Origin of the sequence: Paenochrobactrum pullorum, from assembly GCF_041929845.1 — a bacterium.
In the GTDB taxonomy this organism is placed as follows: Bacteria; Pseudomonadota; Alphaproteobacteria; order Rhizobiales; family Rhizobiaceae; genus Paenochrobactrum; species Paenochrobactrum pullorum.
Genome location: NZ_JBHEEH010000002.1, coordinates 173,831 through 197,120, shown reverse-complemented (window position 1 = coordinate 197,120; position 23,290 = coordinate 173,831). Strand labels below are relative to the sequence as shown.

The 23,290-nt window shown below is 49.7% G+C and carries 20 protein-coding genes; 6 read left to right on the top strand and 14 right to left on the bottom strand.

Going from position 1 to position 23,290, the window contains the following annotated elements; translation table 11 throughout:
- The first annotated feature begins 197 nt into the window (after positions 1–197).
- On the top strand, positions 198–1,331 hold the full coding sequence (locus tag JNC77_RS07150) for an aq_1923 C-terminal domain (RefSeq protein ID WP_374830890.1): 1,134 nt from the start codon (positions 198–200) through the stop codon (positions 1,329–1,331).
- Between the two features lie 222 nt (positions 1,332–1,553).
- On the opposite strand, the gene aspS is transcribed toward JNC77_RS07150, so the two are convergent.
- Entirely contained in the window at positions 1,554–3,341 is a 1,788-nt protein-coding gene (gene aspS / locus JNC77_RS07145) for an aspartate--tRNA ligase (protein ID WP_374830888.1), read from the bottom strand.
- 208 nt (positions 3,342–3,549) lie between these two features.
- Between aspS and rnd the strand changes: the two genes are divergently transcribed.
- Positions 3,550–4,701, top strand: a complete 1,152-nt coding sequence (gene rnd, locus JNC77_RS07140) for a ribonuclease D (RefSeq protein WP_374830886.1) — start codon at positions 3,550–3,552, stop codon at positions 4,699–4,701.
- Positions 4,702–4,859: 158 nt separating this feature from the next.
- Here the strand turns inward: rnd and ppx are convergent, their stop codons facing one another.
- The gene (gene ppx / locus JNC77_RS07135) at positions 4,860–6,395 is read right to left on the bottom strand and encodes an exopolyphosphatase (protein WP_374830884.1); all 1,536 of its coding nucleotides are present in this window, start codon (positions 6,393–6,395) and stop codon (positions 4,860–4,862) included.
- Positions 6,395–8,596 (bottom strand): RNA degradosome polyphosphate kinase, encoded by a 2,202-nt coding sequence (locus tag JNC77_RS07130; protein WP_374831143.1) that lies wholly within the window; start codon positions 8,594–8,596, stop codon positions 6,395–6,397. The genes ppx and JNC77_RS07130 overlap by 1 nt, the downstream gene beginning before the upstream one ends.
- 251 nt (positions 8,597–8,847) lie before the next feature.
- Here JNC77_RS07130 and JNC77_RS07125 point away from each other — a divergent pair, with 251 nt between their 5' ends.
- Positions 8,848–9,102 (top strand): zinc-finger domain-containing protein, encoded by a 255-nt coding sequence (locus tag JNC77_RS07125; RefSeq protein ID WP_374830882.1) that lies wholly within the window; start codon positions 8,848–8,850, stop codon positions 9,100–9,102.
- An 18-nt stretch (positions 9,103–9,120) separates the two neighbouring features.
- Complete coding sequence (locus JNC77_RS07120; RefSeq protein WP_374830880.1) at positions 9,121–10,329, top strand: FAD-dependent monooxygenase; 1,209 nt, start codon at positions 9,121–9,123, stop codon at positions 10,327–10,329.
- A 606-nt stretch (positions 10,330–10,935) separates the two neighbouring features.
- Here the strand turns inward: JNC77_RS07120 and ntrC are convergent.
- Genes ntrC through dusB form a run of 3 tightly spaced genes read right to left on the bottom strand, consistent with a single transcriptional unit; the run spans position 10,936 to position 14,511 of the window.
- Positions 10,936–12,396, bottom strand: coding sequence for a nitrogen regulation protein NR(I) (gene ntrC, locus JNC77_RS07115; RefSeq protein WP_374830878.1), 1,461 nt, complete (start codon positions 12,394–12,396; stop codon positions 10,936–10,938).
- Positions 12,393–13,517, bottom strand: a complete 1,125-nt coding sequence (locus tag JNC77_RS07110) for a two-component system sensor histidine kinase NtrB (RefSeq protein ID WP_374830876.1) — start codon at positions 13,515–13,517, stop codon at positions 12,393–12,395. Before JNC77_RS07110 ends, ntrC begins: the two co-directional genes overlap by 4 nt.
- Position 13,518: 1 nt before the next feature.
- Positions 13,519–14,511: a tRNA dihydrouridine synthase DusB gene (gene dusB, locus JNC77_RS07105; RefSeq protein ID WP_374830874.1), complete on the bottom strand. Its 993-nt coding sequence runs from the start codon at positions 14,509–14,511 to the stop codon at positions 13,519–13,521.
- A gap of 168 nt (positions 14,512–14,679) precedes the next feature.
- Between dusB and JNC77_RS07100 the strand changes: the two genes are divergently transcribed.
- Both JNC77_RS07100 and JNC77_RS07095 read left to right on the top strand, forming a co-directional pair.
- Entirely contained in the window at positions 14,680–15,906 is a 1,227-nt protein-coding gene (locus JNC77_RS07100) for a bifunctional 2-C-methyl-D-erythritol 4-phosphate cytidylyltransferase/2-C-methyl-D-erythritol 2,4-cyclodiphosphate synthase (protein ID WP_374831141.1), read from the top strand.
- Positions 15,903–16,409, top strand: coding sequence for a CinA family protein (locus tag JNC77_RS07095; RefSeq protein ID WP_374830872.1), 507 nt, complete (start codon positions 15,903–15,905; stop codon positions 16,407–16,409). The genes JNC77_RS07100 and JNC77_RS07095 overlap by 4 nt, the downstream gene beginning before the upstream one ends.
- On the opposite strand, the gene JNC77_RS07090 is transcribed toward JNC77_RS07095, so the two are convergent.
- From JNC77_RS07090 to JNC77_RS07055, 8 genes are all read right to left on the bottom strand, one after another.
- Positions 16,410–16,862 carry a type II toxin-antitoxin system RatA family toxin gene (locus JNC77_RS07090; RefSeq protein ID WP_374830870.1) on the bottom strand — a complete coding sequence of 151 codons (453 nt, stop codon included), beginning with the start codon at positions 16,860–16,862 and terminating at the stop codon, positions 16,410–16,412.
- Between the two features lie 7 nt (positions 16,863–16,869).
- Entirely contained in the window at positions 16,870–17,835 is a 966-nt protein-coding gene (lipA, locus tag JNC77_RS07085; protein ID WP_374830868.1) for a lipoyl synthase, read from the bottom strand.
- 21 nt (positions 17,836–17,856) lie between these two features.
- Positions 17,857–18,135: a GlsB/YeaQ/YmgE family stress response membrane protein gene (locus JNC77_RS07080; protein WP_374830866.1), complete on the bottom strand. Its 279-nt coding sequence runs from the start codon at positions 18,133–18,135 to the stop codon at positions 17,857–17,859.
- 10 nt (positions 18,136–18,145) lie between these two features.
- On the bottom strand, positions 18,146–18,373 hold the full coding sequence (locus JNC77_RS07075) for a hypothetical protein (protein WP_374831155.1): 228 nt from the start codon (positions 18,371–18,373) through the stop codon (positions 18,146–18,148).
- Between the two features lie 54 nt (positions 18,374–18,427).
- On the bottom strand, positions 18,428–19,891 hold the full coding sequence (gene lpdA / locus JNC77_RS07070) for a dihydrolipoyl dehydrogenase (RefSeq protein ID WP_374830864.1): 1,464 nt from the start codon (positions 19,889–19,891) through the stop codon (positions 18,428–18,430).
- A gap of 17 nt (positions 19,892–19,908) precedes the next feature.
- A complete protein-coding gene (locus JNC77_RS07065) occupies positions 19,909–20,496 on the bottom strand; it encodes a GNAT family N-acetyltransferase (RefSeq protein WP_374830862.1) in 588 nt (195 codons plus the stop codon).
- A 61-nt stretch (positions 20,497–20,557) separates the two neighbouring features.
- Complete coding sequence (locus tag JNC77_RS07060; RefSeq protein ID WP_374830860.1) at positions 20,558–21,892, bottom strand: pyruvate dehydrogenase complex dihydrolipoamide acetyltransferase; 1,335 nt, start codon at positions 21,890–21,892, stop codon at positions 20,558–20,560.
- Between the two features lie 15 nt (positions 21,893–21,907).
- Positions 21,908–23,278 (bottom strand): pyruvate dehydrogenase complex E1 component subunit beta, encoded by a 1,371-nt coding sequence (locus JNC77_RS07055; RefSeq protein ID WP_374830858.1) that lies wholly within the window; start codon positions 23,276–23,278, stop codon positions 21,908–21,910.
- Between the last annotated feature and the right edge of the window lie 12 nt (positions 23,279–23,290).

Sequence of the window (23,290 nt, the reverse complement as noted above, 5' to 3'; positions counted from 1 at the left end):
AATCTGTTTCTAACTTCGTATTCTATGGGAGAAACTGATAAAAGATCACGACAGTTAACAACTCATCCCAATTTATGAGTAGGAAAAAAGTAAATATGTTACTATCAAACAATTCGACTTTGACATCCTTCCAATAATAACAGGTCATAAAAATGAAAATGAAATATTTTATTTCAGCCACAGCAGCATCCCTGCTGATGAGCACTTCAGCATTTGCGCTGGACGCCAATGCAGTCGCTGAACGCATCAAATCTTTATATTCAAAACAGGGCGGCGAAATCAGCTACAGCTCCGTTGAAGGCGATGCTTCAGCTATTCAGTTGCGTGGTGTTAAAGTTTCATTGACCGCATTGCCTGACGAAACTTTCGAAGTCGGCGATGTCACTTTGAAGAATGTTGAAGAAACCAAAGATGGCGGCTACCACATCGGTGAGCTACTCATTCCGGACATGACAGCCGACCTTCAGGATGAAGGCAAAAAAACCGGCAAGCTGGTCATTGAAGGTGTCAGCTCGACCGGTTTCACCATTCCTTCTGAAAATGCAAAATCCGCTCTCGACAAGATGTCATTTTATGACACAGCAACCATCAAAAAGCTGGAAATCATCGGAGATGAAGATGTCAGCCTGTTGATGGAAGGTATCGATGCCACTTTCAGCAACAAAGACGGTAAAAAAATCGACTATAGCTGGAATGTCGGCCGCATTCACATGAACTTGGAAAATATCGAAAAAGACGGCAGTATGCCTGATTTCGGCATGGACGCCATTGACGCAACCATTACCTCCAATGGTACATGGTTGCCTGAAACCGGCGTTGCCACCCTCGACAAATTTGATGCAGACATCAAAGATCTCGGCAAGCTGTCAATGACCACCGAAATTGGTGGCTATGATCTGGCCTTTGTTGAAGCTGTACAGAAAACACAGGAAGAAATGCTGGAAGCCGGCACAGATGATGCTGCCAGCGGCCTTGCACTTCTCGGCCTTGCCGAACAGCTGACCATCAAAGACATCACCATCCGCTTTGATGACAAGTCACTGACCAACAAACTGTTTGACTTCTACGCAGAACAGCAAGGCACAGAACCGCAGATGCTTCGCGAACAGGCCAAGATGCTGGTGCCTTTGATGGCAATGCAGCTTAATAATCCTGAATTTGCCGAAAGCGTAAAAGTTGCAGCTGAAAAATACTTTGACGATCCAAAATCCTTCACCCTGAAGGCTTCGCCAGACAAAGCTGTTTCGATCGCATCCATTGTTGCAACAGCAACGATTGATCCGACCAAGATCATCCAGCTTCTCAAAGTTTCGATCTCGGCTAACGACTAATCGATCCGTTAGAGCGTGTCGCACTTAATCGCATGCACTGCGCTCGCTCTAACCTTTTATTTTTACGCATGTCTTTACCCCAAAACAGGTACCCAATTTTGGGAAACATGCTCTCTCTAAAAAAACCTCCGCTCACAAGGCGGAGGTTTTTTATAAGCAAAATTATTTAAAAAAATGGCCGCTTTCGCGGCCATTTTATTTTGTAAAATCAGTTATTTACAATCAATTCTTCTGAGCCGGATTGAGACGAATATGCAGATCACGCAGCTGTGCCGGCGTTGCTGGTGCAGGTGCACCCATCAGCAAATCTACAGCCTGCTGGTTCATCGGGAACAGTGCGATTTCGCGCAAGTTCTGCACGCCGCAAAGCAGCATCACAACACGATCGATACCAGCAGCCATACCACCATGCGGAGGTGCGCCATACTGGAACGCACGGTAAAGACCGCCAAAGCGCTCTTCCACATCCTGCTGGCTCAAGCCCACTTTTTCAAAGGCTTTAACCATCACTTCCGGCAGCTGGTTACGGATCGAACCGGAAGCCAGCTCATAACCGTTACAGACCAGATCATACTGGTATGCTTTAATGCTGAGCGGATCTTGGTTTTCCAGCGCATCCAAACCGCCCTGCGGCATGGAGAACGGGTTATGCGCGAAGTCGAGCTTCTTATTGTCCTCGTCCCATTCGTAGAACGGGAAATCGATGATCCAAGCCAGTTCAAAACGATCACGGTCAACGAGGTTCAGTTCTTCACCAGCGCGTGTGCGTGCTGCACCTGCAAAGGAGTAGAACTTGGCAGGATCACCAGCCACGAAGAAGCAGGCATCACCGTCACCAAGCCCCATCTGAACGCGGATCGCTTCAGTGCGTTCCTCGCCGATATTCTTGGCAATCGGGCCCGCGCCTTCCAGCTTGTCGCCTTCTTTGCGCCAGAAGATATAGCCAAGACCCGGCTGGCCTTCGCTCTGCGCCCATGAATTCATGCGGTCACAGAATGCACGTGAACCACCGGTTTTCGCAGGAATTGCCCAAACTTCCACTTTCGGATCGTTCGCAATCATATTGGCGAAAACTTTAAAGCCGGAACCGGCAAAGTGTGTCGTCACCTGCTGAATTTCGATCGGGTTACGCAAGTCTGGCTTGTCCGAACCATAGGTGCGGATTGCGTCATCATAAGCAATACGACGGAATTGCTGTGTAACCGGCTTGCCTTCAGCAAATTCTTCGAAAATGCCGCGCATCACAGGTTCCATTGTATCCCAGACTTCTTCCTGAGTTACAAAGCTCATTTCCAGATCGAGCTGGTAGAATTCGCCGTAGAAGCGGTCAGCACGCGGATCTTCATCGCGGAAGCATGGTGCAATCTGGAAATAACGGTCAAAGCCTGCGACCATCAACAGCTGCTTATACTGTTGCGGTGCCTGTGGCAGTGCGTAAAACTCACCTTCATGCAGACGACTTGGCACGAGGAAGTCACGCGCACCTTCCGGTGATGAAGCGGTCAGAATCGGCGTCGAAAATTCGTTGAAGCCGAGTTCGTTCATATGGCGGCGCATGGAAGCAATGATCTTGCTGCGCTTCATCATGTTTTTGTGCAGCGTCTCGCGGCGCAAATCGAGGAAACGATATTTCAGACGAATGTCTTCCGGATAATCTGGCTCACCGAAGACCGGCAATGGCAGCTCTTTGGCAGCGGCCAGAACTTCGATATTAGTGGCGACAATTTCAATGGCACCGGTTGGCAGATTTTCATTCACTGCATCGTCTGCACGAGCAACAACTTCACCGTCCACACGGATAACCCACTCGCCGCGAACTGTTTCAGCGACTTTAAATGCAGGTGATTCAGGATCGGCTACAATCTGGGTCAGACCATAATGATCACGAAGATCGATAAAAAGAATCCCGCCATGGTCTCGGACGCGATGAACCCAGCCGGACAAACGGACGTTGGAACCAACATCCTCTTTACGAAGGGCTGCGCAGGTATGGCTGCGATAAGGGTGCATGATGTCTGCCTTTTAAATATAAAAAACTCTGTGCAGGCAAGAGGCTGCAAATTCAGTCGGACAAGCGCATTTTGGCTCACTTTTGTCAAGTGCGCAGTGCTTATCTTACCTTGTGAAGTTTAGCAGTTTTACCTTATAAAGTGCATAATACACCATTTTTATTCAAACGGGCGCGACAAAGCACTCCGCTTTCTTTATAGAAAATGTCATGACACTGATCACCACTACACAAGACCTCCAAGAGGCAATTGAAACGCTGTCGAAATCTGATTTCGTCACAGTTGATACGGAATTTATCCGTGAAACAACCTTCTGGCCGGAATTGTGCCTGATCCAGATGGCTTCGCCTGATGCGACCGCTCTGGTGGATGCGCTGGCACCCGGCCTTGATCTTAGCTCGTTCTTCAAGCTGATGGGCAATAAAGACATCGTCAAAGTCTTTCATGCCGCGCGCCAGGACATCGAAATCATTTATCATTTAGGCAACCTCATCCCCGAACCGGTGTTTGATTCACAGGTTGCGGCGATGGTTTGCGGCTTTGGTGATGCCATTTCTTATGACGCATTGGTGTCAAAAATTACCGGTGCCCATATTGACAAAACATCACGCTTTACCGATTGGCGCCGCCGCCCGCTGACCGACAAACAGCTAGATTATGCGCTGGCCGATGTCACCCATTTGCGTGATGTTTATCTGTATCTCAAAGAACAGCTCGAAAAAGACGGCCGCAGCGACTGGGTCAAGGAAGAAATGGCGATTTTGACCGCTGTTGGAACCTATGACCTCCATCCGGACGATGCTTGGAAACGCGTTAAATATCGCGTTCGCAAGCCGATAGAGCTGGCAATTTTGAAATCCGTTGCAGCATGGCGTGAACGCGAAGCCCGCGAACGCAATGTACCGCGTGGCCGTATTATCAAAGATGATGCGATCGGCGAAATTGCCCAGCAACAGCCACGTGATCTGGAAGCTTTGGGTCGGTTGCGCACCATTCCAAAAGGCTGGGAACGCTCGGCACAAGGCGCAAGCCTGCTGATTGCAATTCAGGCAGCGCTGGCAATCCCTAAAGAGGAACTGCCTAAATTACCGAAGCAAACCCATTCGCAGGAAGGTTCAGCCGCTGCCGCCGATCTTCTCAAAGTCCTCTTGAAACTGACGACTGAAAAACACGGTGTAGCCGCCAAGATCGTTGCCAATTCGGATGACATCGACAAGATTGCCAGTGAAGGCGAAAAAGCCAATGTGGCCGCATTGAGCGGTTGGCGTCGGGAAGTTTTTGGTCAAAAAGCAATTGATCTGATTAATGGTAAACTCAGCATCAAATTTGAAAACCGCACCATCACCACGGTTGAAGCTTGATTTAAAATAAGCAATCGGGTCATGAAAAAAGCCGCATCTTGATGCGGCTTTTTCATTAGAGCGCCGTGTGCCAGACTTGGCACACAAAGGTCGCTCTAAAACTTTAAAATTAGAGTATAATTTTACCTTAGACTTGGATCAGTTTAAGGAATTATGCTTTATTCAGCTTTTTCAAGCTCGACTTCTATTTCAAATGACAGCTTTTTGCCGGTTACTTTCGCCAATTGTTGCAATCTGCCAAGCGGGCGATCCGAGACAAGATCTGCCAGATCAGCCGGCACCATCAGCGCATATTCATCGCCGCTCCCAACCCAATAAAGACGTGGAATAACGCCCGGCATGGATGCAGACAATAGATAAACAACACGCAGCAAAGCGCCAAGCAATCTGGCTCTTTCACGCAGACGCGGTGTTGCAAGTGTCAAAATTTCCGGCGCCAGATCATCATCCACCAAGCCTTCATGGCGGTAATAATTGGCAAGCGCCATGAATGAGCGCCCTGCATGATCAATGCCGCCAAAAGAACTATGTGCGATAATGTTTAAAGCCTGCGAGCCGCGATAATCGGGATGGGCGCGCCAACTGATATCAGCCAACAAACAGGCAGCCTGTCGATAACGCCCCTCGTCTTCGGTTTCATCATAGCCTAGCGAGTTCAGCGAAAGGGTTGTCCAAGCAGCAAGCTCGCGGGCATGACGCGGCGAACGGGAACGCAAAATGGCGAGCTCTTCCGCAGAAGCCAAGAGCGGGTCAAGCCGCTGCTCATTTTTAGGCAAGAGTGAATAAAGATAGCCTTCACGCACACCCAGCGCCGAAAAGACAATCTTTGAAGGTTTCATACGGCGCAGCACTTCCAAAAGCACCGTCGCACCAAAAGCCAGCAATTGACGTCGATTTTTGGAGACGGCTTCAATGCCGCGCATTTTGTCGACATCGCCTTTAGCCACACGCGTTAAAAAAGTCTGCGCTTCTTTCAGCGGAATTTCATAACCATGCATGACATTGAGCGGATATTTTTTCGATGTCATATAAAGCTTGGCAAGGTTACGCCATGTCCCCCCAACCGCATAGAAAATCTGGCCTTGCGCTTTTTTGAGCAAATCAGCTTTGCCCAAATGTGAACGGGCAATTTTGGCGGCCTCTTCCAAATTATCGTTCGACATATCCTGCAAACGCAGGCCACCAAGCGGTAAGGTAATACCGTCACCAATATCATGGCCGCTCACTTGTACCAGTTCCAGTGAACCGCCACCAAAGTCGCCGGTAATGCCATGCGGGTTGTAAAAGCCGGAAATCACACCATCAGCTGAATAGGTTGCTTCTTCCTTGCCGGTTAGCACTTCAATATGGCGGCCGAGGATCGCTTCGGCCTGTGCGATAAAATCCGGCCCGTTTTCTGCTTCTCGCGCCGCAGCCGTTGCAATCGCATGCAATGAAATAGCGCCCGCCTGCTCGGCCAGAGCCCGAAAACGCTTGAGCGCCCTCAAAGCATCCTGCACAGACTTGTCGTTCAACCGTCCGGTTTTGGCCAATCCCTTGCCCAGTCCGCACAGGATTTTTTCGTTGAACAGCACGGTCGGAGAACGCACCACCCCTTCATAAACCACAACGCGGATGGAGTTGGATCCGATATCAATCACAGCAACCGGACGTAAACCTTTAAGGCGCCCTTGAGCAGACGGAGGGTTGGACATTAGCTTTGCGTTCTTTCAGCTTGGGCAGCTTGGGCAGCTTGAACCCGTTTTCGCAGCGCAATCAAGCGCGGTGCAGACGATTTGAGCGACTTGCCACGACCCGACAGGCTCGGATTCGTCATGAAATATTCCTGTGCGTTGAAAGCCACCTCGCCTTCTGCCGTTTCTATCCGGCGTGAGGTCCCATCGGCCAGAAGTTGATAACTTTGCTGATTATCGACAATATTGGCCAGCATGATCTGCGATAAAATCTGCTGATGCACCGTTGCATTGGTAATCGGCACCAAAGTTTCAACGCGGCGATCCAGATTACGCGGCATCATATCGGCCGAGCCGATATAGACGATAGCGTGATCGGAGGGCAGTTCATGACCATTACCAAAGCAGAATATCCGGCTGTGTTCTAAAAAACGACCGACAATAGATTTGGCGCGGATATTCTCAGACAAACCGGGCACGCCCGGACGCAAACAACAAATACCGCGCACAACCAGCTCGATTTGCACATCTGCCGAACTTGCCCGATAAAGCGCATCGATGATTTGCGGATCAACCAGCGCATTCATCTTCATCCAGATTGAACCTTTACGCCCAGCTTTGGCGTGAGCAATCTCATCCTCAATATGTTTGAGGATACGACCGCGCAAAGTCAACGGCGAAATCGCAATCTGCATCTCGTCGGATGGCTGCGTATAACCGGTGATAAAATTGAAAATATTGGCGACATCACCTGCAATCACCGGATCAGAGGTAAAGAACGACAAATCGGTATACACTTTAGCCGTCACAGGGTGATAATTGCCGGTGCCCAAATGCACATAGGTGCGCAATTTCTGATTTTCTCGACGCACCACCAGCGACATTTTGGAGTGTGTTTTCCAATCGATAAAACCAAAAACCACCTGCACACCCGCACGTTCCATATCACGCGCCCAGCGAATATTGGCCTCTTCATCAAATCGGGCTTTCAACTCAACAAGAGCTGTAACAGATTTTCCGGCCTCTGCCGCATCGATTAAAGCGCGGACGATCGGGCTGTCATTGGAGGTACGGTAAAGCGTTTGCTTGATCGCCAAAACATCAGGGTCTTGTGCTGCTTGGCGCAAGAACTGCACCACCACATCAAACGACTCATATGGATGGTGGACGATAATATCTTTTTCACGAATAGCGGCCATGCAATTGCCGCCGTGTTCTCGAATGCGCTCCGGAAAGCGTGGATTATAAGTCACAAATTTTAGGTCATTGCGCGGAACATTAATCAGTTCCGAGATGGTGTTGAGTGCCAGCAAACCCTCCAAAACACTGACGCGCTTTTGCGAAACACCAAGTTCATGACCAACCAAATCGCGTAAATTTTCCGAAATGTCGGAATCAAACTCAATGCGGATCACTTCGCCATGACGACGACGTTTCAGCGCGCTTTCAAACAAACGTACCAGATCTTCCGCCTCTTCCTGCAATTCGATATCGCTGTCACGAATGATGCGGAACGTCCCTGCCTCGTTCACCTCATAACCCGGGAACAACTTACCGATGAACAGGCTGACAGTGTCTTCCAATGTCACGAAGCGGTAGCTTTTCTCAGTTGGCAATTGAATGAAGCGCTTTAGTGCCACCGGCAAACGCAAAAGCGCCGTCATATTGTGTTTGTCTTTTTTGCGCACCAATTGCAGCGCAATGGAAAAGCCCAAATTCGGGATAAACGGAAACGGATGCGCCGGATCAATCGACAATGGAGTGAGAACCGGAAAGATCGTTTCCTGAAAATGGATTTCAAGCCATTTCTGCTCTTTTTTGGTCATCGTATTGGGGCGGACAATCTCGATCTTTTCCGCCAGCAATTCCTGACGCAAGCTTGCCAGACAAACTTGCTGGGCATGCTGTAATTTACCCACTTCGCATAATATAAAATCAAGCTGTTCTTCCGGCGTGCGGCCATCGGGCGTACGTGTTACCACACCTTCGCGCACTTGTGCCGCAAGGCCTGCAATGCGCACCATGAAAAACTCGTCCAGATTAGCAGCCGAAATTGAGAGAAAACGCACCCGCTCCAGTAATGGCTGGCATTTGTTGGAGGCCTCTTCCAGCACCCGATGATTGAACTGCAACCAGGAAAACTCCCGGTTTACAAATCTCGCCGGGCTATGTGCCAGTAAGACCGGTTCCTGCGCAACGACGCTTTCAGCAGAATTCACCATGTCCAGCTCCGAATTTTGCATCACTGTCGTATCATTCATGATTTAACCATCCCGTTGCAACCTGATTTGGGTTATGTTTGCAACCTATGGACATTTCATATGACAGTTTTATAGCAAAAATAACAAATAATAGTTAGAAGAGATAAAATCGCTTACCAAAACAAGTCAACCTGGTTGCAGGCGGGTTACAAGCAGGTTACAGGCAAGCAACAGACTTTATCATGACCGTGGTTAAAACAACGGAGCCAGCAATGTCAGATCATATCATCCCTCACTTTCAAAACAGCGACGGCCATCGTGCTATTGAAATCGGTGTTAAGGAATTTATGTGCGTTGGTGCCAATCCGCCATTTGATCATCCGCATGTCTTTATCGATATGGGCGCAGATGCCGAAGCTGTTTGCCCTTATTGCTCGACCCATTATCGCTATAACAACAAGCTTGATGCGACCACCACCATTCCGGCTGGCTGCGCTTATGTAAGCGATGCGGCAAAGGTTGCTTAAACAGCAATATCAATACAAATGACAGACAGTGCAAAACCAACTGTTCTTATTGCCGGTGGCGGCGTTGCCGGCCTAACAGCAGCACTGGCTTTTGCGCATAAAGGTTTTTCCGTTTGTCTTTTTGATAAAGCGGTGGAATTTTCCGAAGTCGGTGCCGGTCTGCAACTGGCACCCAATGCGACAAGGCTGCTTCAGCGCCTTGGCGTGATGGAAAAATTGGCGCTTTCTGCGGTCACACCAAAAGCCCTGCTGCTCTTAGACGGTAAAAGCGCTAAAACATTAACGTCGATGTCTTTGGATGCGGCCACGCATCGATGGGGTGCGCCTTATGTGGTGTGCCACCGTGCCGATTTGCAATCAGCCTTGTTAAGCGCCTGTCAGGAAAATCCCGATATTACCATCAGGCTTGGCTGTGAAGCAGTTCAATTTCAAGAACATGAAAATAGTATCAGCGTTAGCATCCGTGATGGTAACAAAGAGGCCAAAATTGAAGGTACCCTGCTGCTTGGCTGTGATGGTGTCTGGTCTAAACTGCGCCAACCATTAAAAGCACCGGAATTCAGCGGCCATATTGCCTGGCGTTTATCGGTTGATAAAGCAGCGCTGCCGCAAAGTTTTTCAAAAGCCATCAATCAACAAACTGCGGTCTCTGCATGGCTTGGCGCAGATCGTCATTTCATCGCCTATCCGGTTAAAGCAGGTAGTGCCTATAATTTTGTCGCCATTACGCGCGGTCAGGTCAGCGATAAAAGCTGGAACAAAGTTGGCGACCATCAAAAACTCATCACAGAATATCAAAACTGGCATCCGGCCATTCGCGATATTATTGCACAAAATATACAATGGACTTACTGGCCGCTTTTCCAAATGACAGAGCCGCATTTTGTCATCAGCAACCGTTTTGTACTGCTGGGTGACGCGTCCCATGCCGTCACCCCATTTGCCGCCCAAGGCGCTGCAATGGCGATTGAAGACGCCTTCAGTCTTGCGGCTCATTTATCACCAGATCAAAAACAGTGGCCGCTAGCGCTTAAAACTTATAATGCCACGCGATTGAAACGCATAGAAGCTGTCGCCAAACGCGGCGCATTCAATAAATTTGTTTATAATGCCAGCGGGCCTATAGCCCTTGCGCGCAATCTGGTTTTCAAATTGCGCGCCCCGGAAAGCCTGCTTAGCGATCTTGACTGGCTCTATGCTTATAAAGCTGATCAACTATTTGAATAAACACAATTTAAGCGAATGCTAATATCTTGTGCATAAGCCGCATCATAGTTTAATCATGTCTAAAATGTGACACTACTAAAGATTTTCCGTGACAAACATGAAAATGTGGGCTAATTTCTAAATACAACTGAGGGAGTAGAACAAACTACTCTTACTACGCGGTCAAAGTCTTGGGAGGATTGATCTAGGCGCGGTCATCGCAGCCGCCGGAAACGGATACAGATCGGGCGCGAATTTAATAGCAAGGCGAAAGCCTTGCTTTTTTTTATTCAAATTCCGCCGAAGCGATATTTTAAACTCATGCAATACGTGCATTGCAAAATGAGGTAAATGTACAATCTCCTTATTTAACAAGGAGTTACACATAAACCTCTTAATGACACTGTTTTTATAGGATTATAAAAAACAAAACGCAACCCCAAAATGGAGCTTTGCGTTGATAAGTTTGTTTTTTGTAATTTTATTGCGCGTACCTATACAACGCTTAGCAGAGTTGCAAACAGCAGCGCTCTAAATAGTGATGGAATCATAAGGATGACGTTCGACTCATTTTAAAAGAATGATTCTCTTCAGAAGAGCCGCTTTGTAGAAAAAACGCTTTTTGAATTATTCAGCTCCGTTTTCACGATAAATATCGATATCCAGATCACGAATTTTTTTCCGCAATGTATTGCGGTTAAGCCCGAGCACCTCTGCCGCTTTGATTTGATTACCGCGGGTCGCAGTCAAACAGGCAGCAATCAACGGACGCTCCAGCTCTTCCAAAACACGTTGATAAAGTCCGCTTTCCGGTAAGCCATCATCAAAGAAAGCCTGCATATGCCGCTCTAAAAGTTCGGAAAAATTGACCGCTCCGGTGTCCCCGTCAAATGCAGCAATACCCTGCCCCGCAACACCTGCGCTCAGTTCCGCCTTAATCACATCTTCGCCCATTTCATTTTGCGGATAAAGCACGCTTAGACGGCGCACCAGGTTTTCCAATTCGCGTACATTGCCGGGCCAATTGTGCTTTTGCAGCAAGGTCATAGCTTGAGAAGATATCTGCTTTTCTTCGAGATTTTGCGTGCGTCCGAGCCGGAAAAAATGCCGGATCAAATCAGGAATATCGTCTCGCCGCTCGCGCAGGCTCGGTACTTTTAGCGGCACCACATTCAGCCGGTAATAAAGATCTTCTCGAAAAAGATTACGGCTCATCAAATGCAGCAAATTCTGATTGGTCGCTGCCACAATGCGTACATTGGTTTTAATCGGCTTGTCCCCGCCGACAGACGTATATTCACCCTGCTGCAACACGCGTAACAAACGCGTTTGCGCCTCCATCGGCATATCGCCGATTTCATCCAAAAACAATGTACCGCCTTCCGCTTGTTCAAAACGGCCGCTGGCACGCTGAAAAGCTCCGGTAAATGCCCCTTTTTCATGGCCAAACAACTCGGATTCAATCAAATCGCGCGGAATGGCCGCCATATTAACCGCCACAAAAGGCGCTTTGGAACGCCGGCCAAAATCATGCAGTGCACGTGCAATCAGTTCCTTGCCCGTGCCTGACTCGCCGGTAATCAAAACCGTCAAATCGGACGGCATCATCCGCGCCACAACACGGTAAACCTCCTGCATGGCTTGGGAGCGCCCCACCAGCGGCATTTGTTCAGCGGCTTCATCATTTGCATCAGCGCTCAGTTTTTGCGCCTTCATTGCCAATGCGCGCTCGACCACCTGCAATAATTCGTTCAAATCAAAAGGCTTTGGCAAATATTCATAAGCACCGGCTTCATTCGCCTGCACCGCCGTCATGAAGGTATTTTGTGCACTCATCACCACAATCGGCAAATCAGGCCGCAAAGTTTTAATGCGCGGGATAACATCAAACACGTTTTCATCCGGCATCACCACATCGGTGATCACCAAATCTCCCTCACCGGCCAGCATTAATTGCCACAGTGCAGCGGCGTTTTCTGCCAGTAAAACGCGGTAACCGGCACGGGTCAGAGCATGGTTTAAAACTGTCCGGATCGCACCGTCATCATCTGCAACAATGATTGTATTCAGGTGATCTTTATCACTCATTTTTGCCCCTCACTGCGCTGATCCTTGATGTTTTCACCCGTCCACATCGGCATTAAAATACGAAAAATAGTGCGTCCGCTCTGGCTGTCGCATTCAATCACGCCACCATGGTCTCCCACGATTTTTGCAACCAGCGCCAGCCCCAAGCCAGACCCGTTGGTTTTGCCGGTAATAAACGGATCAAACAAATGCGGCATCATATCAGCAGGCACACCGCCACCATTATCAGTGACGCTGAATTCCAATGGCAATGCAACTCTGGGAGCAATTTTCTGGTACTTTTGCATCTCCACAAAATGCAACCCTGGCTTATAAGTGCTTCTTAAAATAATCTCGCCGTCACCACGTTTACCAATGGCTTCAGCTGCATTTTTAACGAGATTGAGAATCACTTGTACTAACTGATCGTGATTGGCAAAAACCGGTGGCAGCGAAGGATCATAATCCTCATTAAAATGAATATGCTTGGCAAAGCCGTGCACCGCCAATGAGCGCACATGGCTGAGAATATTATGAATATTGACCGGCGCTTTTTCCACCGGCCGTTCGTCGGAGAAAACCTCCATCCGGTCAACAAGTTTGACAATCCGGTCAGCTTCGTCGCGGATGAGAACGGCCAGCGCCTGATCATCCGGCTCTACCACTGTTTCGAGCAATTGCGCGGCACCACGGATACCTGACAGCGGGTTTTTAATTTCATGCGCCAACATCGAAGCCAAACCAGTGACCGATTGGGCAGCACCCCGATAAGACAATTGCCGCTCGATCTTTTCAGCCAGTGTTTTCTCTTTAAAAACAAGCAGCATATGCATCGGCATTTCGGCCAGCGGACGCATGTAAATATCGCTAATTTTATCATCACCCAAACGTGGGCAGGATAAATCAAGCCGGTTTTCCTGTAATGGCACATCACGCGCACGCGATTGCGCCACCATCGACATCAATGGAGAGCCAACAGGTAAAAGCTGTGCCAATTCCTGACGGCGCAGCATCGTCACACTACTTTTGAAAAAAAGCTCTGCCTCCTGATTGGCATAAATAATATGATCTTGCCCATCGAGCACCAAGATCGCCTGATTAAGATTATCAAGAACAAGCAGGCTTAAAGGAACAGTGTCCATGTCACGCCGCCATCTTATTGGATTTATTGAAAATATCGGTGAGCAGAGCAATCACTTGTGCCGGATCAGTCATCGTCATAATGCTGGCGCGATCTGCCGGAACAAGCGCATCACCGATATGGCGATCAAGATACCAGCCTAAGTGCTTGCGCGAATGGCGAATACCTGTTCGGTCACCATAATGCTTCAACATATCTTCGTAATGCATTATAATATAAGATAAAATTTCATTTTTATCAGCAAACTGCTTACGCGCATTTGTAGCAATGGCACCCGCCAGCCACGGCTGGCCATAGCTTGCACGCCCGACCATCACCGCATCTGCGCCAGAGCGGCGTAAAATCTCGTCTGCATCCGCAGTGCTGGTCACATCACCATTGGCAACCAGCGGCACTTTGATTTCCGCCCGCACGGCAGCAATCGCATCCCAATCGGCATGGCCTTCATAAAACTGGTTGCGGGTGCGCCCATGCACAGTAATCATCGCAATACCGGCGGCTTCAGCACGCCGTGCCAGTTCAGGCGCATTGATGCTGTTTTCATCCCATCCAAGGCGCATTTTTAAAGTAACAGGCACTTTCACGGCTGCAACCGTTGCCTCCACCAGTGTCATTGCATGATCAAGATCACGCATCAAAGCCGAGCCGGAATAACCGCCCGTCACCTTCTTGGCAGGGCAGCCCATATTGATATCAATAATATCAGCACCTTCGCCTTCAGCAATTTTGGCAGCCTCCCCCATCCAATGCGCTTCACGTCCGGCCAATTGCACCACATGGGTGCCAAGGCCATCGCCATTCAGCCGCAACATGCTTTCTGAATGACGTGCACAAAGTTCGGCACTGGCCACCATTTCCGAGACCACCACACCGGCGCCCGCTGCTGCCGCACGACGACGGAACGGCAAGTCAGACACACCCGACATCGGAGCCAAAAACACACGGTTCGGCAGTTCTACACCTGCAATAGAGATCGGGTGATTCAGCAGTGCCATTTAAAGCCCTTTAAGAGATTGCCTATTATTTAGGCATTTTTATAATGCCTATTATTTAAGCAATACACTATTAATGCGCAAGAAAACACCCACAGAAATGCAGTTAATGCATTCATTGGCTGGCATTTTTTATCCTCCCGCTTTAAATCACTGGAAAGGCTTAATTTAATTGAAGGCAATGCAACTTTGAAAACAGCAGCAGTGGTCGTCGCTGCCGGACGCGGAGAACGCGCCGGACAGAGCATTGAAGGTCCGAAACAATACCGTCACATCGGCAATCAGGCAGTTTTAATGCGCACGCTGGCCACATTTCTGCAATGTGATGCGATTGCGCGTATTGTTGTTGTTATCCATGCCGATGACAAAGCGCTTTATCAGGCAGCCTGTCCGTTGGCAGATCCGCGCATCATCACTGTGACCGGTGGCCCGACCCGTCAGGAATCAACGCAACTTGGCCTTTTGGCACTGGAAGTTGATAAGCCTGATTATGTGATGATCCATGATGGCGTGCGCCCATTCGTGACCCAAGATTTGCTCGCCCGCATCATGGCCAATCTGTCGCCTTCAAGCGGCGTATTACCAGCCCTTGCTGTTTCCGACACGCTGAAACAAGCGGATACAAATGGCATGGTACAAAAAACCGTGCCGCGCGCTGGCCTCTATGCCGCCCAAACCCCGCAAGCCTTTCCTTATGCACCAATTTTTGAAGCCCATAGTAAAGCGCTCAAAGCAGGTTTGACCAATTTTACCGATGATGCCACCATTGCCGAATGGCACGGGCTGGATGTAACTATCATTGAAGGCTCCGCCGACAACACCAAACTGACATGGGCAAAGGATATTGAAATGGCCAACCAACGCTTGAACAATGCGCAAGGTTTTTTTCCTGATGTGCGCACCGGCAATGGCTATGATGTGCATGCCTTTGAAGAAGGGGATTTTGTCACTTTATGCGGTGTTGAAATTCCGTTTGATAAAAAGCTCTCCGGCCACTCCGATGCCGATGTTGGTTTTCATGCCCTCACCGATGCGCTCCTTGCAACCCGTGGTGCTGGCGATATCGGCACACATTTTCCGCCATCCGACCCGCAATGGAAAGGTGCAGCTTCGCATATTTTCTTACGTTTTGCCGTCAAACTGGTGCGTGAAGCAGGCGGTCGTATCACCAACACGGATGTGACGCTGATCTGCGAAGAACCGAAGATTGGCCCGCATCGCCCTGCAATGACAGAAAGCCTCGCTAAAATTCTCAAGATCAGTGCAGATCGTATTTCGGTTAAAGCCACCACCAATGAAAAGCTCGGCTTTTTAGGCCGCGGTGAAGGTATCGCAGCACTTGTTACCGCAACTGTCGTCTATCCCGGTGAAGTGCCAGCCAGCGAGGAAATCTCATGAGTGAATTGATCGCAGAAAGCAAAGCTATTGAAGTTTTGGAAGCCTGCCGCAAAGCGGGCCTCACGCTGGCAACGGCTGAATCCTGCACTGGCGGCATGATTAGTGCCAGCCTTACCGATATTGCCGGTTCATCAGATGTCGTTGATCGCGGCTTTATCACCTATTCCAATGCGGCCAAAACCGCGATGATTGGCGTACCCGCAGCACTTATTGACGATAAAGGTGCGGTTTCCAAAGAAGTAGCACTTAGCATGGCAAAAGGCGCATTGAAAAATTCCGATGCGAGTGTGAGCGTTGCCGTAACGGGCGTTGCTGGCCCGAGCGGCGGTTCTGAAGCCAAGCCGGTTGGCCTTGTCCATATTGCCAGTGCCATTCATGGCAAAGACATTATTTTGCACCGTGAATGCCGTTTTGGTACCGACAAAACGCGCGCAGAAATCCGGCAATTGACCGTGCTGGCAGCACTTGATTTAGTCTTGGAAAATATCAGCGAGAAAGACTGATCAAGCTTTAAAAATCTGATCGGCACGCTTTTCAAAGGCTTCCGAAAATTTGCGGAATGCCAGATCAAACATTGAGCCCATCAAAAGCCCGAGTGTGCGGCTTTTAAACTCATAATCGATGAAGAACTCGACATCACATGCTTCGCCATCGCCCACCGGAATAAATGTCCAGCGGTTGTCGAGATAGCGGAATGGCCCGTCGATATATTTGACCTCAATCACATTGTTGTCAGGCTTCAATAAAACCTGACTGGTAAATGTTTCGCGGATAAGTTTATAGCCCACTGTCATATCGGCAATAAGCAATGTTTTATCATCACGCTCTTTGCGCGAACGGATGGTCAGCGCTTCACACATCGGCAGAAATTGCGGATAGCTCTCCACATCCGCAACCAGCTTGAACATGTTTTCGGCGCGATGCGCGACGCGCCGTGTATTGGTAAAACTAGGCATGCGGTTCTTATGCTCGCGCCATCACCTGCGCTTCACGCGCAGCTTTCAGTTTCGCAAAATCATCACCCGCATGGTGCGAGGAACGGGTCAACGGGCTTGAGGCCACCAGCAGGAAGCCTTTGGTGCGGCCGATGGTTTCAAATGATTTAAATTCATCAGGCTTCACAAAACGAATGACCGGATGGTGTTTACGGGTTGGCTGCAAATACTGACCGATGGTCATGAAATCCACATCAGCCGAACGCAAATCATCCATCAATTGCAGAATTTCATTACGCTCTTCACCCAAACCAACCATGATGCCGGATTTGGTGAAAATGGTCGGATCCAGTTCCTTGACGCGCTGAAGTAAGCGAATGGAGTGGAAATAACGCGCACCCGGGCGCACTTTCAGATATTTCGACGGCACTGTTTCCAGATTATGGTTGAATACATCAGGACGCGCCTTAACCACAATTTCCAATGCGCCTTCTTTGCGCAGGAAATCCGGTGTCAGAATTTCAATGGTCGTGCCAGGTGCGGCTTCACGAATGGCATGGATCACTTCGGCAAAATGCTGTGCGCCGCCATCCGCCAGATCATCACGGTCAACAGACGTGATCACCACATGCTTCAAGCCCATCTCTTTCACGGCCTTGGCAACACTGGCTGGCTCACTGCGGTCAAGCGCTTTAGGAATACCGGTTGCAACATTACAGAAAGCACAGGCACGGGTGCAGATTTCACCCATAATCATGAAAGTTGCGTGTTTCTTGTCCCAGCATTCGCCGATATTCGGGCAACCAGCTTCTTCACAAACCGTCACCAGCTTGTGCGAGCGGACAATCTCGCGTGTTTCATTATAGCCTTTGGTAACAGGCGCTTTAACGCGGATCCAATCCGGTTTTTTCAGAATGACATTATCCGGACGATGCGCCTTCTCAGGATGGCGCGGACGCATGTCTCTGGCAACCGTATCAAGAACTGTGACCATAAGTTAAATCCTGCCTGTCCTCTATTTTGACCGTTGACCGTTCAACAGATCAAAAAACCAAAGAATAATAATGGCACCTGCGGTTGCGGCAATCAAATTGCCGGCAAAACCCCAAACCTGAAACGACAAAGCTTGCGCCAATGCCGTACCCACAAATGCTCCGGCGATCCCTAACAGAATACTGATCAGGAATCCATAGTTTCGCTTCATTGCTTTATTGGCGATATAGCCTGCCAGAAAGCCGATCAGCAGCGTGCCGAAAAACCCATAGCCATCAAAAACAACTAATTGATTTTCCATCGGCTTTTCCTCACTTTTCGGCAGCAATACCGATTGCGCGCACCAATAATGCGCCAATCAGACCAAAGAAAAATCCACCAATTCCAAGTGCCAGTGTCAGCGACCAAACGCCGTACCAACCGGAAAGCGCCGTTCCGTTCATCGATATAATATTGCCGGACAGCATACTCAAGGTCCCCGCACCAAATCCCAGTGCCAGACCGATGACTGTTGCCCATTTCAATATCGGCCATGCCATAGCACGCCACGGATGGCCGTTTTTAATAAGCGGAATAGCGCTTCTCCTGCGTTATTAAGCGTTCAACACTTTGCCATAGGCATCCAGCACGCTTTCCTTCATCATTTCTGACAAGGTCGGATGCGGGAAGACTGAGTGCATCAGTTCTTCTTCGGTGGTTTCCAAATTCATGGCAATCACAAAGCCCTGAATAAGCTCGGTGACTTCCGCACCAACCATATGGGCACCAAGCAACTGACCGGTTTTCTTATCAAAGATGGTTTTAACCATGCCCTGATCTTCGCCCAATGCAATAGCTTTACCATTGGCGGCAAACTGATAGCGGCCAACGCGGATATCATAGCCCTGCTCTTTGGCTTTGGCTTCGGTCAAACCAACGGATGCTACTTGCGGGTTGCAATAGGTGCAGCCTGGGATCATGCTTTTATCAAGTGGGTGTACATTTGGCACACCGGCAATTTTCTCAACGCAGATAACACCTTCATGCTCGGCCTTGTGTGCCAGCATTGGTGGGCCTGCTACGTCACCAATCGCATAAATACCAGCCACATTGGTTTTACCGAAACCGTCAATCACCACGCAACCGCGGTCTGTTTTAACGCCAAGCTTTTCAAGGCCGAGATTCTCGATATTGCCCTGCACACCAACCGCCGAAATCATCCGGTCAACGGTCAAGGTCTGCACTTTGCCGTCTTTGGTTTCGATATGAGCAGTCACATTATTGGTGCCCTTCTCGACTTTCGAAACCTTGGCATCAGTAATGATTTTAAGCCCGCGCTTTTCCAAACGCTTGCGCGCAAATGTAGAGATTTCCACATCTTCCACCGGCATGATCTGTGACATCAGCTCAACCACTGTCACATCAACGCCCATATCATGGTAGAAAGAAGCAAATTCGATACCGATCGCACCGGAACCCATAACGAGCATGGTTTTAGGGAATTCTTGCGGCACCATAGCCTCAAAATAGGTCCAGATCAGCTTGCCGTCCGGCTCGATACCCGGCAATGCACGCGGACGAGCACCGGTTGCAACGATCACATGCTTGGCCTGATATTTGCCTTCACCAAGCACACCCTTTGGTGCTGGATGCTGTGGCTGCATCGGCACTTTGGTGCTTTTACCAACAGAAATTTCAACAGGGCTGTTGCCGGAAGCTGCTTTTTCAAGCTTGGCTTCGCCCCAGATCACATCGATCTTGTTTTTCTTCATCAAATAAGAAATGCCGCCGTTCAAACGCGCAGAAACCCCGCGTGAACGGTCAACAACAGCCTTAACATCGGCTGAAATCTTGCCATCGAGCACAAGGCCGTAATCTTTGGCATTTTCGCCTAAGTGCAGCACTTCAGCAGAACGCAACAAAGCTTTGGTCGGGATACACCCCCAGTTGAGGCAGATACCGCCCAAATGTTCGCGCTCAACGATTGCGGTTTTCAAACCCAACTGAGCTGCGCGGATCGCAGTTATATAGCCGCCAGGGCCAGATCCGATAACAATCACATCATAAATGTCGGCCATATCGTTCCTGCCTTTGTTCACATCACGCTGCGGGTCAAAAACACCCAGTCGTGTTTGTTACAATCTTCGAAGTGCGGCACCTGAGCGAGCCTGCTGACTTCCTTGAAATTCATTGATTTGTAGAGGGAAAGTGCCGCATGATTGTCGCTTTCCGTAATCAGGCTGGCAGCAATATTGCCTTGCTTTTCAGCCTGCTCAATCTCATGTGCCACCAGCAACCGGCCAAGTCCCTTGCCGCGAAAGCGCTTATAAACGCCCACACTGTCAATAAAACGATGGCCGATCATTTGCTGTTGCAATTGCAGCAAAGGCGCAAAAACCGGATGATCGGCTTCCTGATCGAGAATACCGGCCTCAATCGTATAACCCACTGAAAGACCGGCTGTTTCATAGTCAACTTCCGCTATAGCGGTGTTCTCCCAACCCTCTGATCCAGCTTGCGCCAGTGCCCATGCACCATATTCCAATGGCGTATCGGCTTCGCCTTCCAACACAGCCTTGTTCCAAATCCAACTGGCAAAACCATGCGACGACAGATCAACCAGAATGGCGATCTCTGCCGCATCACGTTTATGCGCCGGACGGATGGAAATTTGTTGTGTCATCAAAGCGTCTCCGGTGCTGCGCTTATGAGTATTTTCCAAAGCGCAGCACTGATTTTAATGCTTATACCAGCATGCCCATCGGATTTTCGATGCGGCGCTTGAAGGCCTGAGCAAGTTCGGCAGCCAATGCACCGTCAACAGCGCGGTGATCGGTCGACAATGTCACGGACATGACAGTTGCCACTTTCACTTCGCCGTTTTCAACGATTGCACGCTGTTCACCAGCGCCCACTGCAAAGATAGTTGCATGTGGCGGATTGATGATGGCCGCAAAGTCTTTCACGCCGAACATACCAAGGTTTGACACCGAAGTGCTGCCGCCCTGATATTCTTCAGGCTTCAGCTTGCGGTCACGGGCGCGCTTGGCCAAGTCTTTCATTTCATTGGAAATGACCGACAGGGTTTTGATTTCTGCATTGCGAACGATCGGCGTGATCAGACCGCCCGGAATGGAAACAGCAACACCAACATCCGCATGCTTGTGCACGATCATGCCGCTATCTGTCCATGATACGTTGGCATCCGGCACATCTCGCAACGCAAGTGCAGTTGCCTTGATAACCATGTCATTGACGGAAAGCTTGTAAGCAGGCACTTCGCCCTTTTCGGTTTTAACCAGCGGTGCCGACGCGTTGATTTCACTGCGCAATGCTAGCAATGCATCCAGATTACAATCAATGGTCAGGTAGAAATGCGGCACTGTCAGCTTCGATTCCATCAGGCGGCGCGCAATAACTTTACGCATACCGTCATGTGGAACCACATCATATGAACCTTCCTCAAACAATTTGAGAACGGTTTCATCCGACATACCCTGCGGAGCAGCAGCAGGTGCCTGAGCAGCACTTGGTGCTTTTGTTGCACCGGAGCTTAATGCTTTTTCCACATCCTTCTGGATGATACGGCCACGCGGACCACTACCTGTCACGTCAGCAATATCAAGACCGGCTTCTTTAGCAATACGGCGTGCAAGCGGTGAAGCAAAAACGCGCTCACCTGTTGATGCAACTGGTGCAGGCTGTTGTGGTGCAGCTTCGGCCTTTGGTGCTTCTGCTTTCGATGCAGCGGTCGGTTCTGGAGTTGCTGCCGGTTCTGGAGTTGCTGCTGGAGCTGGCGCAGCATCGCCGCCCTTTGCAGCTTCCGCTACATCTTCACCTTCTTCGGCAAGGATGGCGATAACCGCATTGACCTTCACACCTTCGGTGCCGGCCGGAACCATCAGCTTGGCCACAACACCTTCATCAACAGCTTCGACTTCCATCGTTGCTTTATCGGTTTCGATCTCGGCGATCACATCGCCGGACGATACCTTGTCGCCTTCCTTGACCAACCATTTGGAGAGGTTGCCCTCTTCCATGGTTGGGGAAAGCGCAGGCATGGTGATTTTAATCGGCATGTCCTAAGAGCCTCCTCAGGCGGTGTATGTGACGGCTTTCACCGCCTCGACAACTTCCGCCACACTTGGCAGAGCCAGTTTTTCCAAATTCGCTGCATATGGCATCGGCACATCTTTACCTGCGATGGTCATGATTGGCGCATCAAGATAATCAAATGCCTGCTGCATCACACGGGCGGCAATTTCCGTACCAACGGATGACTGCGGGAAGCCTTCTTCAACGGTTACCAGACGACCGGTCTTCTTGACCGATTCAATCACGGTTGGAATATCCATCGGACGAATGGTGCGCAGATCAATGATCTCCACATCAATACCTTCCGCGGCCAGCTGCTCGGCAGCTTTGATCGCATAGGTCATACCGATACCAAAGGATACGATCGTTGCATCGCTACCAACCTTGTGGATACGTGCCTTACCGATTGGCAGTACGAAATCTTCCATATCCGGCACATCGAAATGCTGACCGTAGAGAATTTCGTTTTCCAGGAACACAACCGGATTTGGATCGCGGATCGCCGCTTTCAGCAAGCCTTTAGCATCAGCTGCCGAATAAGGCATCACAACTTTAAGGCCCGGAATATGGCTGTACCATGCCGCATAGCACTGGGAGTGCTGGGCACCAACGCGGGCAGCTGCACCACTTGGACCGCGGAACACCATAGGCGCACCCATCTGACCACCGGACATATAAAGTGTCTTGGCAGCCGAGTTTACGATCTGGTCAATTGCCTGCATCGCAAAGTTGAAGGTCATGAATTCAACGATCGGACGCAGACCGGCAAATGCTGCACCGACACCGATACCGGCAAAGCCATGTTCGGTAATTGGTGTATCAACCACGCGCTTATCGCCGAATTCGTCGAGAAGGCCTTGGGTTACTTTATAAGCACCCTGATATTCAGCAACTTCTTCACCCATCACGAATACGTTAGGGTCGCGGCGCATTTCTTCCGCCATTGCATCGCGCAATGCTTCACGAACAGTGGTCGAAACCATCTTGGTACCAGCCGGAATATCCGGATCATTGGCAACATCCAGAACAGGCGCCTGTGGTGTTGCAGCAGCAGTTGCAGACACAGTCGCGGCAGGTGCATCAGCCGCAGCCGGAGCAGCAGATGCGCTTGCATCTTCGGCGCTTTCGCCGTCGCCAAGCAGAACTGCGATCACGGAGTTCACTTTGACACCCTCGGTGCCTTCAGCAACCACGAGCTTGCCAATGGTGCCTTCGTCAACAGCTTCAACTTCCATTGTTGCCTTGTCGGTTTCGATTTCGGCCAGAATGTCACCGGAGGTAACTTTATCGCCTTCTTTCACCAACCATTTGGAGAGCTTGCCTTCTTCCATTGTCGGAGAAAGGGCGGGCATGAGAATTTCTACAGGCATTTCTACACCTTC

Coding starts and splice junctions, on each gene's coding strand:
- JNC77_RS07090 (WP_374830870.1), bottom strand. CDS start 16,862: ATGCCTAGTTTTACCAATACACGGCGCGTCGCGCATCGCGCCGAAAAC.
- JNC77_RS07060 (WP_374830860.1), bottom strand. CDS start 21,892: ATGCCGATTAAAATCACCATGCCTGCGCTTTCCCCAACCATGGAAGAG.
- JNC77_RS07130 (WP_374831143.1), bottom strand. CDS start 8,596: ATGGTGAATTCTGCTGAAAGCGTCGTTGCGCAGGAACCGGTCTTACTG.
- JNC77_RS07095 (WP_374830872.1), top strand. CDS start 15,903: ATGAGTGAATTGATCGCAGAAAGCAAAGCTATTGAAGTTTTGGAAGCC.
- ntrC (WP_374830878.1), bottom strand. CDS start 12,396: ATGAGTGATAAAGATCACCTGAATACAATCATTGTTGCAGATGATGAC.
- lpdA (WP_374830864.1), bottom strand. CDS start 19,891: ATGGCCGACATTTATGATGTGATTGTTATCGGATCTGGCCCTGGCGGC.
- JNC77_RS07075 (WP_374831155.1), bottom strand. CDS start 18,373: ATGGCATGGCCGATATTGAAATGGGCAACAGTCATCGGTCTGGCACTG.
- ppx (WP_374830884.1), bottom strand. CDS start 6,395: ATGTCCAACCCTCCGTCTGCTCAAGGGCGCCTTAAAGGTTTACGTCCG.
- JNC77_RS07120 (WP_374830880.1), top strand. CDS start 9,121: ATGACAGACAGTGCAAAACCAACTGTTCTTATTGCCGGTGGCGGCGTT.
- JNC77_RS07125 (WP_374830882.1), top strand. CDS start 8,848: ATGTCAGATCATATCATCCCTCACTTTCAAAACAGCGACGGCCATCGT.
- aspS (WP_374830888.1), bottom strand. CDS start 3,341: ATGCACCCTTATCGCAGCCATACCTGCGCAGCCCTTCGTAAAGAGGAT.
- JNC77_RS07110 (WP_374830876.1), bottom strand. CDS start 13,517: ATGGACACTGTTCCTTTAAGCCTGCTTGTTCTTGATAATCTTAATCAG.
- JNC77_RS07150 (WP_374830890.1), top strand. CDS start 198: ATGAGCACTTCAGCATTTGCGCTGGACGCCAATGCAGTCGCTGAACGC.
- lipA (WP_374830868.1), bottom strand. CDS start 17,835: ATGGTCACAGTTCTTGATACGGTTGCCAGAGACATGCGTCCGCGCCAT.
- JNC77_RS07055 (WP_374830858.1), bottom strand. CDS start 23,278: ATGCCTGTAGAAATTCTCATGCCCGCCCTTTCTCCGACAATGGAAGAA.
- dusB (WP_374830874.1), bottom strand. CDS start 14,511: ATGGCACTGCTGAATCACCCGATCTCTATTGCAGGTGTAGAACTGCCG.
- JNC77_RS07065 (WP_374830862.1), bottom strand. CDS start 20,496: ATGACACAACAAATTTCCATCCGTCCGGCGCATAAACGTGATGCGGCA.
- JNC77_RS07080 (WP_374830866.1), bottom strand. CDS start 18,135: ATGGAAAATCAATTAGTTGTTTTTGATGGCTATGGGTTTTTCGGCACG.
- rnd (WP_374830886.1), top strand. CDS start 3,550: ATGACACTGATCACCACTACACAAGACCTCCAAGAGGCAATTGAAACG.